The sequence below is a fragment of the Streptomyces sp. NPDC127119 genome (genome assembly GCF_042677425.1).
In the GTDB taxonomy this organism is placed as follows: domain Bacteria; phylum Actinomycetota; class Actinomycetes; order Streptomycetales; family Streptomycetaceae; genus Streptomyces.
Genome location: NZ_JBHXTO010000195.1, coordinates 1 through 13,965 on the forward strand (window position 1 = coordinate 1; position 13,965 = coordinate 13,965).

Sequence of the window (13,965 nt, forward strand, 5' to 3'; positions counted from 1 at the left end):
TACGAGGGCTTCCGCCCGGCACACCGAGAGCACGCACCAGACGCCGCCCGGCCCGCCCTCCGGGCGGACGTCGGGAATTTGACGACAGGCCCTAGGGCCTGAGGCTGCTGACGATGTCGGCCGTCGCCGTCATCCCGTCGTGGATGGTCGGCGCCATGCTGGTGCTCGCGAGATAGAAGCCGAGCAGGACGCAGACCACCGCGTGCGAGAGCTTCAGCGCGCCGTTGCGCAGGAAGACCACCGTCAGAATCACGAGCAGCAGCACCACAGAGATGGAAATAGCCACCGTCAACCTCCTCCGCCACGCCACGCCACATCGCGGCTTTCGGCCGCAAGTGTGGCGTAGCGGGGGGTTCGTCCGTGCGGCTGACGTGTCCGCCGAACGTGTGTTGACTGCGTGTGACGGCGCTGGGCCGGACCCGCGCCCCGGTCAGGCCCCCCGGTGGGCGTCCAGGAAGGCTTCCAGGCCCGCGAGGTCGTCGGTGTTGAAGTAGTCGGCGTCCGCGGCGAGCAGTTCGCTCCAGACCGCGTCACGGGCGGGGCCCGCCAGGTCCGGGGTGGCCCAGAAGCGGACCTTCTGCCCCCGGGAGTGCGCGGCCAGGATGATCCCGCGCAGCTTCTGCCGCTCGGCCTCGGGGAACGTGCCGACGCCCTGCCAGGTGAAGTTGAGCGTCCAGTTGTCGCTGATCAGCGGGATGAAGGAGGCCGGGGCCGGGGCGGGGGCCAGCAGGTCGAGGAGGCGGCCGTCGTAGAAGGCGTGCCGTACGGTCTGGGCCTCCATGGGCACCCGGGCGGCCCGGTCGCCGGAGATCACGGCGGTCACCGCGCCGGGGTGGACGCGGCCATGGGCGTACGTGGTGAACAGGTGCCGGTGGCGGCGCAGTCGGCGGTCCAGTTCGAGGTATGTGGCCGAGCCCTCGGTCTTGATGTCGATCAGCAGCTGGAGGGGCTTGCGGTACACCCGGTACACCGAGCCGCCGTTGGCCTTCACGCGGGCGGCGAGGGGCTTCAGGTAGAGGGATTCCAGGGTACGGGCCGGGTCCAGCTCCACCGGGTCGTGGGCGACGAGGAGTTGGCCGTCGACGAGGTAGATGTCGGCCTCGACGCTGCCGAAGCGGTGGTCGAGCGCGTCGAACAGGGGCCGGGGGTGGAGATAGTCGTTGTGGGCGTGGGCACGCCACAGCGGGCGCGGGCGGTGCCTGTCCTCGCTCGCCTGTGCGTACGCGGGCAGGGCGATACCGCCCGCCAGTCCGGCGGCGAGGGTGGTGAGGGCTCTGCGACGGGTGGTGAGGGCCATGTCTGCCTCCCTGGGAATGCCGTACGGGGCCACGGGCGCCCCGGGCCGACGAAATCGGGACTGGGGAGAGTATGCGGCGTGGACATGCCCAAGGAGCAGAGCCGTGCGGGGAGTTGGCCGGACTGCCGTGGTGCGTTCACTTCACCGGCCGGCACCTGCACAGGAAGGCCCGCTCCCGCCCTCAGGGGCGTCCCCAGGGGGCAGAAGCGGGCCTTCGCGCACTGCGTGCAGGTGAGTCGGCGAATCGGTGAGTCGGCGGGTCGGCGGGTCGGTCAGGGAGCCTGGAGGTCCACCAGCCCGGCCAGTGCCTCCCGGTGGCTGCCCGCCGTGCCGTACGCGATCGAGTCGGCCTTGGCCCTCTTCAGGTAGAGGTGCACCGGGTGCTCCCAGGTCATGCCGATACCGGCGTGCAACTGGAGCGCCTCCTCGGCGGCATGGACGGCGACGGGCGCCGCGTACGCCTGGGCGAGGGCCACCGCCACGTCCACCTCCGTACTGTCCCCGCTCCCGCCGGCCAGCGCGTCGGCCGCGTTGCGTGCCGCGGCGCGCGTGTGGACGGTCTCCAGCCAGAGCTGGGCGAGCCGGTGCTTGAGCGCCTGGAAGCCGCCGACCGGCCGGTTGAACTGCTTGCGCTCCTTCAGATAGCGGACCGTCTCCGTCAACGACCCCTCCGCCAGGCCCAGTTGCTCGGAGGCGAGCAGTCCGGCACCGGCCCGCAGGGCCCGTCGCACGGCGGGGGCGGCATCGCCGATCCGGCGCGCCTCCACCCCGTCGAGGACGACCGTCGCGACCGGCCGGGTCAGGTCCAGGGACACCTGCGGGGTGACGGTCACGGCGTCCGCGTCGACCGCGTACAGGCCGCCGTCCTCGGCGGGGACGAGCAGCACGTCGGCGGCGACCGCGTCCGCGACGCCGGTCAACTCCCCGCGCAGGAGGCCGCCTTCGACCCGTACGGTCCGGTGGGCGCCGCCGGGAGCGGTGTTCAGGGCGACGGCGAGGACGCCGATGCGGCGGCCGGACGCCAGCTCGGTGAGGAGGTCGTCGGCGTCGCACGCCAGCAGCGCCTCGGTGGCGACGACCGCACTCGTCAGATACGGCACGGGAGCGACCGCCCGGCCCAGCTCCTCCATGACGACGGCGGCTTCGCGGTGCGTGGCACCCTGGCCGCCCAGCGCCTCGGGCACCAGCAGGCCCGCGAGGCCCATGCCCTCGGCGAGGGCCTTCCACGCCTCGCGGTCGTGCGGCGCACCGGACTCCGTACGGGCGATGACGTCCGCCGGGTCGCAGTGGTCGGCGAGCAGGTCGCGGACGGCGGCGCGCAGCGCCTCTTCCTCCTCCGAGTACAGCAGGTCGGGCTGTGCGCGCTGCGTTGTCTGCGCTGTCATCGGGCCAGGTCCTTCCAGGCGACGTCCTTGTCGGTACGCGGCTCGGAGGGCAGCCCCAGCACGCGTTCGGCGACGATGTTCAGCAGGACCTCGCTGGTCCCGCCCTCGATGCTGTTGCCCTTGGAGCGGAGATAGCGGTAGCCGGCGTCACGGCCGGTGAAGTCGACCTTGTCGGGCCGGCGCATCGTCCAGTCCTCGTACAGCAGGCCTTCCTCGCCGAGGAGTTCGACCTCCAGGCCGCTGATCTCCTGGTTGAGGCGGGCGAACGCGAGTTTCATGCCGGAGCCCTCGGGGCCGGGCTGTCCCGCGACCATCTGCTGGCGCAGGCGTTCACCGGTGAGCCGGGCCACCTCGGCCTCGACCCACAGTTTCAGCAGGCGCTGGTGCAGGTCATGGGTGCGCAGGTCGGGGCGTTCGCGCCAGGTCCTGGAGACCGGGCCGATCATGCCGCCCTCGCGCGGGATGCGCATGCCGCCGATGGAGACCCGCTCGTTCATGAGCGTGGTCTGCGCAACCCGCCAGCCGTCGCCGACCTCGCCGAGGCGGTGTGCGTCGGGGATGCGGACGTCGGTGAGGAACACCTCGTTGAACTCGGCCTCGCCGGTGATCTGGCGCAGTGGCCGCACCTCGACACCGGGGTCGGTCATGTCGCAGACGAAGTAGGTGATGCCGCGGTGCTTGGGCGCGTCCGGGTCGGTCCGGGCGATGAGGATGGCCCAGCGGGCGAGGTGGGCGCTGGAGGTCCACACCTTCTGGCCGTTGACCACCCACTCGTCGCCGTCCTTCACGGCGCGCGTGCCGAGGGCCGCCAGGTCGGAGCCCGCGCCCGGCTCGCTGAACAGCTGGCACCAGACCTCCTCGCCGACCCACAGGGGCCGCAGGAAGCGGTTCTTCTGCTCCTCGGTGCCGTAGCCGAGGACCGTCGGCGCGGCCATGCCGAGGCCGATGCCGATGCGCCGCGGGTCGTTGTCGGGAGCCCCCGCGGCCTCCAACTCGGTGTCCACGACGGCCTGGAGGGAGCGCGGCGCGCCGAGGCCGCCGAGACCCTCCGGGTAGTGCACCCAGGCGAGTCCCGCGTCGAAACGGGCCTTGAGGAAGTCCACCCGGTCCGTACCGTCGACCGGGTGCGCGGCCAGCAACTCCTGTGTGCGGCGGCGCAGTTCGGCGGCGTCCACCGCCCCGTTCACGGTGTCGGTCATGCCGCGGCCCCGTTCTCGCTCGTGCCCTCGGCGACGGTCCCGAGGGCGGGGAGCACGGTGACCCGGCCCGTGGTGACACCGTCGGCGACCCGCTGGACGGCGTCGGCGGCACCGGCCAGCGGCACGCGCTCACTGACGAGCGGCCTGATCGCGCCGCGGGCGGCCAGCTCGGTGAGCTGCTCGTGGCAGCGCAGGACCAGCTTCGGGTCCTTGGTGTTGTACAGGCCCCAGTGCAGGCCCATGATCGAGTAGTTCTTCACGAGTGCGTGGTTGAGCCCCGGGCTGGGGATCGTGCCGCTGGCGAAGCCGACGACCACGATCCGGCCCTCGAAGGCGACGAGCTTGGCGGACTGCGTGTAGGCGTCCCCGCCGACGGGGTCGTAGACGACATCGGCGCCCCGGCCGCCGGTGGCCGCCTTGACGGCGGCGACGACGTCCTCGGCGCGCCGGTCCACGACGACGTCGCAGCCCAGCTCGCGGGCGACCGCGGCCTTGTCCGCGCCGCCCACGACACCGATGACGGTCGCCCCCGCCGCCTTCCCGAGCTGCACCGCCGCGCTGCCGACCCCTCCTGCGGCAGCGTGGACGAGCAGCGTCTCGCCGGCCTCCAGGCGGGCCCGCCGGTGCAGGCCGAACCAGCCGGTCTGGTAGCCGATGTGCAGGGCGGCGGCCTCGGCGTCGTCCAGCGCCTCGGGCGCGGGCAGCAGGGCCGCGGCGTCCGCGACGGCGTACTCGGCGAAGCCGCCGTACGGCAGCGCGGGGTTGGCGACGACCCGTCGGCCGTCCTCGGTCTCGCCGCAGATCTCCACCCCTGGCGTGTACGGCATCGGCGGCCTGACCTGGTACTGCCCGCGGCACATCAGGACGTCCGGGAAGTTGATGTTCGCCGCGCGCACCTTGAGCAGGACCTGGCCGTCACCGGGGACGGGCCGCTCCACCTCCGCGAGCCGCATCACCTCGCCGGGCTCACCGTTCTCGTGCACTTGCCATGCCTGCATGCGGGGCCTCCACGGGACTGGGTCTGTTCTGTTCGCGCCTCGGGGTCAACTGCATACTAAGCGGTCGCTTGCCGTGCAGGGAACAGGCAGGGGCCGCGGGTTCCAGGGGCGCGGGGAACGGCGCACGCCCACACCAGTCGGCCCCACACCTTCAGGCCCACGGTGCCCCCAAACCCCCAGGGGCGCGGGGAACGGCGCAACCGACGTCAGCCGGCCTGCCCGCCGCCACCCCGCTTCGGCCGCGCCCGCACATGCATCCGCTCCCCCTGCCGGCCGAAGAGGCTCAGGAACTCCACCGGCCCCTCCCCCGTCGACCCGAACCAGTGGGGCACGCGGGTGTCGAACTCGGCCGCCTCCCCCGCGCCGAGTACGACGTCATGCTCGCCGAGCACCAGGCGCAGCCGCCCGGAGAGCACGTACAGCCACTCGTAGCCCTCGTGCGTACGCGGCTCCGGCTCGTCCTTGCGCTTCGGCTCCAGCACCTTGTAGGCCTGCAGGCCGCCCGGCTGGCGGGTGAGCGGCCAGTGCGTCCGGCCGTGCATGACGATCGGCTTGGCCGCCCGGACGCGCGGGTCGCCGACCTGGGGCGCCCCGACGAGTTCGTCGAGGGGCACCTGGTGGGCCCGGGCGATGGGCAGCAGCAGTTCCAGGCTGGGTTTGCGCAGGCCGGACTCCAGGCGGGAGAGGGTGCTCACGGAGATGCCGGTGGCGGTGGACAGGCCCGCGAGGGTGGCGCCACGCTCCTTGCGGACCCGGCGCAGCCGGGGCCCGACCTCCGCGAGGACACCCTCCGTGTCACGGTCGCCCTGCTCCCCGGGCTCTTCGTGGTCCTTGTGCTCACTCATGCCCTTATTGCAGTTTCGGCAAAGCCATTTGTCAATACGGGTGCCGTGGGGCGACCTTCTGGGTGGAGGTGGTCACCGTGACCGATACGTATGAAGTGGTCGTCGTCGGCGGGGGCGCGGCGGGACTGTCCGCGGCGCTCGTCCTGGGGCGCGCACGCCGGAGCGTGCTCGTGATCGACGGGGGCGAGCCGCGCAACGCGCCCGCCGCCCACATGCAGGGCTATCTGACCCGGGACGGCATGTCACCGGCCGAGTTCCTGGCCGCGGGGCGCGAGGAGATCGCCCGGTACGGCGTCGAGCTCGTCCGGGATCTCGCGGTGGACGTGGCGCGGGACGCGGACGGCGAGTTCGACGTGACGCTCGGCTCAGGGCGCGGGGTGCACGGGCGCCGGCTGGTCGTCGCCACCGGCCTCGCGGACGAGCTGCCGTCCGTGCCGGGGGTCGCCGAGCGCTTCGGCCGGGACGTCCTGCACTGTCCGTACTGCCACGGCTGGGAGGTGCGGGACCAGGCCTTCGGCGTGCTGGCGACGACCCCGATGGGCGTACACCAGGCGCTGATGGTCTCCCAGTGGTCCAAGGACGTGACCCTGTTCCTGCACACGGTCGCGGAGGAGGAGCTGGCGGACGAGGATCTGCGCAGGCTCGCGGCGGCCGGGGTCGCCGTGGTGCCGGGCGAGGTCGCGGGACTCGACGTCGTCGACGACCGGCTGACCGCGGTCCGGCTGGCGGACGGCACGGCCCACGAGCGCTCGGTGCTGTTCGTCGCGCCCAGGCCGGTCCCCCGCACCGGCCTGCTGGAACAGCTGGGCGCCGACCTCCAGGAGACCCCGTTCGGCTCGTACGCCGCGGTCGACCCGACGGGCCTGACCAGCGTGCCGGGCGTCTGGGCGGCGGGCAACGCGATCGGCTTCGGCGAACAGGTCGTGAACGCGGCGAGCGGCGGCTACCGCGCCGGAGCCACGATCAACGGAGAACTGCTGTTCGCGGACCTGGACGCGGCGGTACGGGTGCGGTGACGTGACCGTCCGGACATGGCGGTACGCCCCGTCCGGGCGTCACGGTACGGCCCCGTTCGATCATGGCGGCGCAGCCTCGCCATCGCACGGCAGCGCACGCCAGCGCACTCCGCGCTCCGGCGTGGCGGCTGCCGGGCCCGGCAGCAGGAGCCGTCCGCCGGGGCCCAGGAGCGCGCCCTTCCGGCCCGCGGGCCCGTCCGCCCAGGTGTAGTCCGGGCATCTCCGTAGCACGATGACTTCATGCTGCTGTCCCGGCTCGCCAATGTGTCCCAGGAGGTCGCCGCCACCTCGGCGCGGTCCCGGAAGGTCGCTCTGCTCGCGGAGCTGTTCCGGGACGCGGAGGCGGACGACGTGCCGATCGTCATCCCGTATCTGGCGGGCCGCCTGCCCCAGGGGCGGCTCGGTGTCGGCTGGAAACTCCTCGGCGCGTCCGTCCCGCCGGCCGGGGAGCCGAGCCTGACCGTGCGGGAGGTGGACAGCCGCCTGACCGCTCTCGGCGCCGTCTCCGGTACCGGCTCGCAGGCGGAACGGGCGCGGCTCGTCGGGGAGTTGATGGGCGCGGCCACCGAGCCGGAGCAGAAGTTCCTGCGCGCGCTGATCGGCGGCGAGGTGCGGCAGGGCGCCCTCGACGCCGTCGCGGTCGAAGGGCTCGCCCGGGCGACGGACGCACCCTCCGCGGACGTACGCAGGGCCGTGATGCTGGCGGGTTCGCTGCAGACCGTGGCCGAGCGGCTGCTGGCCGACGGACCCGGGGCACTGGAGGAATTCAGCCTCACCGTCGGCCGGCCCGTCCTGCCGATGCTGGCGCACAGCGCCCCCTCCGTCGCAGAAGCGCTCGACAAGCTCGGCGCCTGCGTGGTGGAGGAGAAGCTCGACGGCATCCGCGTCCAGGTGCACCGCGACGGCGACGAGGTACGCGTCTACACGCGCACCCTCGACGACATCACCGACCGGCTGCCCGAGATCACGCACGCCGCACGGGAGTTGAAGGTCGACCGCTTCATCCTGGACGGCGAGGTCATCGCGCTCGACGACGACGGACGGCCCCGGCCCTTCCAGGAGACCGCGGGCCGCGTGGGCTCCCGGCTGGATGTGGCGACCGCCGCCGAGGCCGTGCCCGTCTCCCCCGTCTTCTTCGACGCCCTGTCGGTGGACGGCCAGGACCTGCTGGACCTGCCGTTCGCCGACCGCCACGCGGAGCTGGCCCGGCTGGTCCCCGAGCCGATGCGCGTACGCCGTCTCCTCGTCCCGGATCCCACGGACGAGCCGGTCCGGGCCGCCGCCGAACGGTTCGGCGCCGACACGCTCGCACGCGGCCACGAGGGCGTCGTCCTCAAGTCCCTGGACGCCCCCTACAGCGCGGGCAGGCGCGGAGCCTCCTGGCTGAAGGTCAAGCCCGTCCACACGCTCGACCTGGTCGTGCTGGCCGCCGAGTGGGGCAGCGGGCGGCGCACCGGCAAGCTCTCCAACCTGCATCTGGGCGCCCGCAGACCGGACGGCACGTTCGCCATGCTGGGCAAGACGTTCAAGGGCCTCACCGACGTGATGCTGGCCTGGCAGACCGAGCGCCTCCAGGAACTCGCCGTCGCCCCCGTCGAGGAGAGTGGCTACGTGGTGACCGTCCGCCCGGAACTGGTCGTGGAGATCGCGTACGACGGTCTGCAGCGCTCCACCCGCTATCCGGCGGGCGTCGCCCTGAGGTTCGCCCGGGTCGTGCGCTACCGCGAGGACAAGACACCCGCGGAGGCGGACACCGTCGAAACGGTGCTCGCCGCACACCCGGGGGTGGCCGCATGACCCCGGCCGCCGCGAAACGCAGCGCGGGCCTGCTCCTGTTCCGCCGCACCGAGCACGGTACCGAGGTGCTGCTGGGCCACATGGGCGGTCCGTTCTTCGCGCGGCGCGACGCCGGGGCCTGGTCCGTGCCGAAGGGCGAGTACGAGCCGGGCGAACCGGCCTGGGACGCGGCCCGCCGTGAGTTCCAGGAGGAACTGGGCCTGCCACCGCCCGACGGCGAGCCCGTCCCCCTCGGCGAGGTCACCCAGACGAACGGCAAGATCGTCACGGCCTGGGCCGTCGAGGCGGACCTCGACCCGGCGGCCGTGGTCCCCGGCACCTTCTCGATGGAGTGGCCGCGCGGCTCGGGCCACGTCCAGGAGTTCCCGGAACTGGACCGCGTGGAGTGGCTGGACCTGACCCGCGCAAGAGCGGTCCTGATCAAGGCCCAGACGGAGTTCCTGGACCGTCTGGAAGCACATACGCGCTGACGAGAGGGGCACGCGTCCTCTCCGGGGCGCCCCTGAAGGGCGCGTTCGAGGGGCGCGGGGAACTGCGCGACCAGCCACGACGCACCCTCACCCGCACCCGCACCCGCACCCGCACCCGCACCCGACATACGACTTCAGGAGGCCAGCACGATGCCCATCGCAACGGTGAACCCGGCAACAGGCGAAACCCTGAAAACCTACGACTCCCTGAACGACAAGGAGATCGAACACTGCCTCGCCACCGCGGAGGCCGCGTTCCGAACGCACCGCACCACCTCGTTCGAGGAGCGCGCCCGGCTGATGCACCGCGCGGCGGACCTCCTGGAGGCCGACGCACCGGACATCGGCCGGACGATGACCACCGAGATGGGCAAGCCCGTCAAACAGGCCCGCGCCGAAGCGGCGAAGTGCGGGAAGGCGATGCGCTGGTACGCCGACCACGCCGAGGAACTCCTCGCCGACGAGGAGGGCGCGAAGAACGACGCGGAGGACTCCGGCGCCTCCCGCGTCCTCGTGCGCTACCGCCCGCTCGGCCCGGTCCTCGCCGTCATGCCGTGGAACTTCCCGCTCTGGCAGGTGATCCGCTTCGCCGCGCCCGCGCTGATGGCGGGCAACGTCGGACTCCTCAAGCACGCCTCGAACGTCCCGCAGACCGCCCTCTACCTGGAGGACCTGTTCCGCCGCGCGGGCTTCGCGGAGGGCTGTTTCCAGACGCTGCTCGTCGGCTCGGGCGCCATCGAGGACATCCTGCGCGACCCGCGGATCAAGGCGGCCACCCTGACCGGCAGCGAACCGGCGGGCCGCGCGGTCGCCTCGGTCGCCGGGGACGAGGTCAAGAAGACCGTCCTGGAGCTGGGCGGCAGCGACCCGTACGTGGTGATGCCGTCGGCGGACATCGACAAGGCCGCGAAGACGGCCGTGACGGCCCGGGTGCAGAACAACGGCCAGTCCTGCATCGCCGCCAAGCGGTTCATCGTCCACACGGACGTCTTCGACGCCTTCGCCGAACGCTTCACCGAGGCCATGAAGGCCCTCACGGTGGGCGACCCCCTGGACGAGAACTCCGACGTCGGCCCGATCGCCACCGAGCAGGGCCGCGACGACCTCACGGAACTCGTCGACGACGCCGTCGAGGGCGGCGCGACCGTGCTGTGCGGCGGCGAGCGGCCCGACGGGGACGGCTGGTACTACCCGCCGACCGTCCTCGCCGACATCACGCCCGAGATGCGCATCCACCACGAGGAGGCGTTCGGTCCGGTCGCCACGCTCTACCGTGCCGCCGACCTCGACGAGGCGGTGGCCATCGCCAACGACACGCCGTTCGGGCTGAGTTCCAACGTCTGGACCCGCGACGAGGCCGAGACCGGCCGTTTCGTACGGGATCTGGAGGCCGGCGGGGTCTTCTTCAACGGGATGACCGCGTCCCACCCGGCGTTCCCGTTCGGCGGGGTCAAGCGGTCCGGCTACGGGCGTGAGCTGTCGGGTCACGGAATCCGAGAGTTCTGCAACATCACCACCGTATGGCACGGAGCGTGAGCCTTCCGCGGCTACGATTCCCGGTGTGAACCGCGAAGTGACCCTGCCCCTGATCGTCGACGACCGCGGGACCCTGCAGGTGGCTGCCGCCGATGTGAGCAAGCTGCTGCGCACGATGGGGGGACGGTGGCTGCATCTCGTCGAGGCCGGGGAGGACGGGCTCGACGAGGACACGGTGGCCGCGCTGACCATCGAGCTGGCCAAGCTTGCCGACCGCATCGATGTGGCGTGCATCGCGCACAGCAGTGGAGGTGCCTCCGGCTGAGGGGGTGTGTTTGAGGCCGTCCGTGCACTGCGGGTGCGTGGGGGCTGGTCGCGCAGTTCCCCGCGCCCCTCAAGGGCGAAAAGACTGCGCCGTTCCCCGCGCCCCTGAAAGGCAAGAGACTGCGCCGTTCCCCCGCGCCCCTGGTGGGGCTTGTCCCCGGTCTGGAGTAGTCCGGCGCGATAAACGGGACTTCTCGGGTGATCGTGGTGGGACCACCCTTCCGTCCGGGAGAGGGAGTTCCCGGCGGGCGAGAGAAGGCGCAGGCACATGGCGACTTTGTGCAGACCCGCGGTCTCTGTTCCGGAATACGTGATCACGATGGAGGAGACGCTTGAGCTGGCGCGCTCCCGCCACCCCGATCACCCCCAACTGCCGCTCGCGCTGCGGCTGATCGAGAACACCGGTGTACGCACCCGGCACATCGTGCAGCCCATCGAGGAGACCCTGAAGCACCCCGGCTTCGAGGAACGCAACAAGGTGTACACGGCCGAGGCGAAGGCCCGTGTGCCGGCCGTCGTACAGCGCGCGCTCGACGACGCGGAGGTCCTGGCCACCGACATCGACGTGATCATCTACGTCTCGTGCACAGGCTTCATGATGCCGTCGATGACGGCCTGGCTGATCAACGCCATGGGGTTCAGCAGCGACACCCGCCAGATACCCATCGCGCAGCTCGGCTGCGCCGCCGGGGGCGCCGCGATCAACCGGGCGCACGACTTCTGCACGGCCTACCCCGAGGCCAACGCGCTCATCGTGGCCTGCGAGTTCTGCTCGCTGTGCTACCAGCCCACCGACCTGGGCGTCGGCTCGCTGCTGTGCAACGGCCTGTTCGGCGACGGGATCGCCGCCGCGGTGGTCCGCGGACAGGGCGGCGAGGGCATCCTGCTGGAGCGCAACGGCTCGTACCTGATCCCCAAGACCGAGGACTGGATCATGTACGACGTACGGGCCACCGGCTTCCACTTCCTGCTGGACAAGCGGGTGCCGGCCACCATGGAACCGCTCGCCCCCGCCCTGCACAACCTGGCAGGGCTGCACGGCTGGGACGCCTCCGACCTGGACTTCTACATCATCCACGCCGGGGGTCCGCGGATCCTCGACGACCTCAGCAAGTTCCTCCAAGTGGCACCGGAGGCCTTCCGGTTCAGCCGGGCGACGCTCACCGAGTACGGGAACATCGCCAGCGCTGTCGTCCTCGACGCACTGCGCAGGCTGTTCGACGAGGGGGGCTCCCATCACAAGGCGCGCGGACTGCTCGCCGGCTTCGGGCCGGGGATCACCGCCGAGATGGCGCTGGGCCGCTGGCACCGCACGAGCGAAATGACGGCGTGACATGACCTCTGACCTGACCCTGGACCAAGAGACCGCGGCAGCGCCCCCGGTACGGCACTGGCCCGCCCTGGACCTGACCGGGGTCGACTTCGACCCCGTCCTGTCCGAGCTGATGCGCGAGGGACCCATCAACCGGATCCAGCTGCCCAACGGCGAGGGCTGGGCCTGGCTGGTCACGCGCTACGACGACGTACGGCTGGTGACGAACGACCCGCGGTTCAGCCGGGCGAAGGTGCTCGGCCGACAGGTCACCCGGCTGGCACCGCACTTCATCCCGGCGGCGGGCGCGATGAGCTTCGTCGACAAGCCCGACCACGCCCGGCTGCGCAGGGCGGTGAACGCGGCGTTCACCTCGCGCGGCGTCGAGCGCCTGCGGGAGAACGCCCGCCAGACCCTGGACACCATGGTCGACGACATGCTCCGGGACGGTCCCCCGGCCGATCTGATCGACCGGGTCCTGGCCCCCTTCCCCATGACCGTCATCTGCGAGCTGATGGGTGTCCCGGCCGAGGACCGGCAGACGCTGCACACCTGGACGCAGTCGATCCTCTCCTCCAGCCAGGGCGCGCAGGCCAGCGAGCGGGCCAAGCGGGACATGGAGGTGTACTTCGCCAAGCTCATCGCCGAGCGCCGCGGCGCGACCGGCGAGGACGTCACCTCGCTGCTCGGCGCGGCGGTCGGCCGGGGCGACATCACCGAGGAGGAGGCGGTGGCGCTCGCGGGCCCGATCCAGATCGGCGGCGAGGCCGTCACCAACAACACCGGCCAGATGCTGTACATCCTCATGACCAGGCCGGCGCTGTTCGACCGGCTGCGCGACGAGCCGTCGCTGCGCCCGCAGGCCCTCGACGAACTGCTGCGGTACATCCCGCACCGCAACGCCGTCGGGCTCTCCCGGATCGCCACGGAGGACGTCGTCCTGCACGGCGTACGGATCAAGAAGGACGACCCGATCTACGTGTCCTACCTGGCTGCCAACCGGGACCCGGACGTCTTCCCCGACCCCGACCGGATCGACTTCGACCGCGCCGCCAACCCGCATGTGGCGTTCGGGCACGGTCCGCACTACTGCGTGGGCGGCATGCTCGCCCGCCTGGAGTCGGAACTGATGGTGAACACGCTCCTCGACCGGATTCCGACGCTGCGGCTGTCCGTCTCGGCGGACGAGGTGCCGTGGCGGCGCGGCGCGCTGATCCGCGGGCCCGAGGCTCTGCCCGTCACCTGGTGACCGCGCTCACGCCGCCCGAGGGTCTGCTGGTGCCACCGGGGCACGGCCGTACGGTACGGACGCCGGCCCAGCACGTGACCTTCAAGGTGACCGGTACGCACTCCCGGGCGGCGTCCAGTTTCGAGGTGGTCGTGCCGCCCGGCTTCGACGTCGGCGCGCACGTCCACACACGCAGCGAGGAACTGTTCTACGTCCTCGAAGGCGAGCTGGACGTGCTCGCCTTCGAGCCGTTGGTGCGGACGCGGGACAACTGGCAGCGGTGGCAGTCGAATTCCGGCAACCGGGTGGTGCGGGCGACGCCGGGGACGGTGATCGTCGTGCCGCCGGGCTGTCCGCACGCGTTCGCGAACCCGACGGACAGTCCGGCGAAGATGTTCTTCCAGGCGTCGCCGCCGCCGGATCACGAACGGTATTTCGATGAGCTTCTGCGGATCCTCGACGCGGGGGGTTCGCCGGACGCGGCGGCGATCGCCGAGCTGCGGTCGAAGTACGACATCGAGCAACTGACGCCGTTGCGCCACGGATAGCGTCCGCCGGCCGGCACAGTGCGGGCCGGTGGGGGTCGCCCGCGCAGTTCCCCGCGCCCCTAGATACCTA

14 protein-coding genes are annotated in these 13,965 nt (G+C 71.9%); 8 read left to right on the forward strand and 6 right to left on the reverse strand.

Annotated features, from left to right (window positions below):
- Positions 1-91 precede the first annotated feature (91 nt).
- The 6 genes from ACFVH5_RS40865 to ACFVH5_RS40890 form a co-directional block, all read right to left on the reverse strand.
- Positions 92-286: a hypothetical protein gene (locus tag ACFVH5_RS40865; RefSeq protein ID WP_107018929.1), complete on the reverse strand. Its 195-nt coding sequence runs from the start codon at positions 284-286 to the stop codon at positions 92-94.
- A 144-nt stretch (positions 287-430) separates the two neighbouring features.
- Positions 431-1,297, reverse strand: a complete 867-nt coding sequence (locus ACFVH5_RS40870) for a phosphatidylinositol-specific phospholipase C/glycerophosphodiester phosphodiesterase family protein (RefSeq protein ID WP_385838750.1) — start codon at positions 1,295-1,297, stop codon at positions 431-433.
- A gap of 272 nt (positions 1,298-1,569) precedes the next feature.
- The gene (locus tag ACFVH5_RS40875; RefSeq protein ID WP_385838751.1) at positions 1,570-2,682 is read right to left on the reverse strand and encodes an acyl-CoA dehydrogenase family protein; all 1,113 of its coding nucleotides are present in this window, start codon (positions 2,680-2,682) and stop codon (positions 1,570-1,572) included.
- Positions 2,679-3,881: an acyl-CoA dehydrogenase family protein gene (locus ACFVH5_RS40880; protein WP_385838752.1), complete on the reverse strand. Its 1,203-nt coding sequence runs from the start codon at positions 3,879-3,881 to the stop codon at positions 2,679-2,681. Before ACFVH5_RS40880 ends, ACFVH5_RS40875 begins: the two co-directional genes overlap by 4 nt.
- A complete protein-coding gene (locus ACFVH5_RS40885; RefSeq protein WP_385838753.1) occupies positions 3,878-4,879 on the reverse strand; it encodes an NADPH:quinone oxidoreductase family protein in 1,002 nt (333 codons plus the stop codon). Before ACFVH5_RS40885 ends, ACFVH5_RS40880 begins: the two co-directional genes overlap by 4 nt.
- Positions 4,880-5,085: 206 nt before the next feature.
- Entirely contained in the window at positions 5,086-5,724 is a 639-nt protein-coding gene (locus ACFVH5_RS40890; protein WP_384808962.1) for a helix-turn-helix domain-containing protein, read from the reverse strand.
- Between the two features lie 77 nt (positions 5,725-5,801).
- Here ACFVH5_RS40890 and ACFVH5_RS40895 point away from each other — a divergent pair, with 77 nt between their 5' ends.
- The 8 genes from ACFVH5_RS40895 to ACFVH5_RS40930 all read left to right on the forward strand — a co-directional run bounded on the left by ACFVH5_RS40895 (position 5,802) and on the right by ACFVH5_RS40930 (position 13,895).
- On the forward strand, positions 5,802-6,740 hold the full coding sequence (locus ACFVH5_RS40895; RefSeq protein WP_385838754.1) for an NAD(P)/FAD-dependent oxidoreductase: 939 nt from the start codon (positions 5,802-5,804) through the stop codon (positions 6,738-6,740).
- Positions 6,741-6,980: 240 nt separating this feature from the next.
- On the forward strand, positions 6,981-8,537 hold the full coding sequence (locus tag ACFVH5_RS40900) for an ATP-dependent DNA ligase (RefSeq protein ID WP_385838755.1): 1,557 nt from the start codon (positions 6,981-6,983) through the stop codon (positions 8,535-8,537).
- The gene (locus ACFVH5_RS40905; protein ID WP_385838757.1) at positions 8,534-9,007 is read left to right on the forward strand and encodes an NUDIX domain-containing protein; all 474 of its coding nucleotides are present in this window, start codon (positions 8,534-8,536) and stop codon (positions 9,005-9,007) included. The genes ACFVH5_RS40900 and ACFVH5_RS40905 overlap by 4 nt, the downstream gene beginning before the upstream one ends.
- 150 nt (positions 9,008-9,157) lie before the next feature.
- Positions 9,158-10,543, forward strand: coding sequence for an NADP-dependent succinic semialdehyde dehydrogenase (locus ACFVH5_RS40910; protein ID WP_385838758.1), 1,386 nt, complete (start codon positions 9,158-9,160; stop codon positions 10,541-10,543).
- A 25-nt stretch (positions 10,544-10,568) separates the two neighbouring features.
- The gene (locus ACFVH5_RS40915; RefSeq protein WP_107018811.1) at positions 10,569-10,808 is read left to right on the forward strand and encodes a DUF6213 family protein; all 240 of its coding nucleotides are present in this window, start codon (positions 10,569-10,571) and stop codon (positions 10,806-10,808) included.
- Between the two features lie 267 nt (positions 10,809-11,075).
- Positions 11,076-12,140 carry a type III polyketide synthase gene (locus ACFVH5_RS40920; protein ID WP_384808972.1) on the forward strand — a complete coding sequence of 355 codons (1,065 nt, stop codon included), beginning with the start codon at positions 11,076-11,078 and terminating at the stop codon, positions 12,138-12,140.
- A 1-nt stretch (position 12,141) separates the two neighbouring features.
- A complete protein-coding gene (locus ACFVH5_RS40925) occupies positions 12,142-13,368 on the forward strand; it encodes a cytochrome P450 (RefSeq protein ID WP_385838759.1) in 1,227 nt (408 codons plus the stop codon).
- The gene (locus ACFVH5_RS40930; RefSeq protein ID WP_385838761.1) at positions 13,365-13,895 is read left to right on the forward strand and encodes a cupin domain-containing protein; all 531 of its coding nucleotides are present in this window, start codon (positions 13,365-13,367) and stop codon (positions 13,893-13,895) included. The genes ACFVH5_RS40925 and ACFVH5_RS40930 overlap by 4 nt, the downstream gene beginning before the upstream one ends.
- Positions 13,896-13,965: the final 70 nt, after the last annotated feature.

What these genes read in the sequence shown, in the direction of transcription:
- ACFVH5_RS40870 (WP_385838750.1), bottom strand. Translation starts at nt 1,297, where the DNA reads ATGGCCCTCACCACCCGTCGCAGAGCCCTCACCACCCTCGCCGCCGGA.
- ACFVH5_RS40875 (WP_385838751.1), bottom strand. Translation starts at nt 2,682, where the DNA reads ATGACAGCGCAGACAACGCAGCGCGCACAGCCCGACCTGCTGTACTCG.
- ACFVH5_RS40880 (WP_385838752.1), bottom strand. Translation starts at nt 3,881, where the DNA reads ATGACCGACACCGTGAACGGGGCGGTGGACGCCGCCGAACTGCGCCGC.
- ACFVH5_RS40885 (WP_385838753.1), bottom strand. Translation starts at nt 4,879, where the DNA reads ATGCAGGCATGGCAAGTGCACGAGAACGGTGAGCCCGGCGAGGTGATG.
- ACFVH5_RS40890 (WP_384808962.1), bottom strand. Translation starts at nt 5,724, where the DNA reads ATGAGTGAGCACAAGGACCACGAAGAGCCCGGGGAGCAGGGCGACCGT.
- ACFVH5_RS40900 (WP_385838755.1), top strand. Translation starts at nt 6,981, where the DNA reads ATGCTGCTGTCCCGGCTCGCCAATGTGTCCCAGGAGGTCGCCGCCACC.
- ACFVH5_RS40905 (WP_385838757.1), top strand. Translation starts at nt 8,534, where the DNA reads ATGACCCCGGCCGCCGCGAAACGCAGCGCGGGCCTGCTCCTGTTCCGC.
- ACFVH5_RS40910 (WP_385838758.1), top strand. Translation starts at nt 9,158, where the DNA reads ATGCCCATCGCAACGGTGAACCCGGCAACAGGCGAAACCCTGAAAACC.
- ACFVH5_RS40920 (WP_384808972.1), top strand. Translation starts at nt 11,076, where the DNA reads ATGGCGACTTTGTGCAGACCCGCGGTCTCTGTTCCGGAATACGTGATC.
- ACFVH5_RS40925 (WP_385838759.1), top strand. Translation starts at nt 12,142, where the DNA reads ATGACCTCTGACCTGACCCTGGACCAAGAGACCGCGGCAGCGCCCCCG.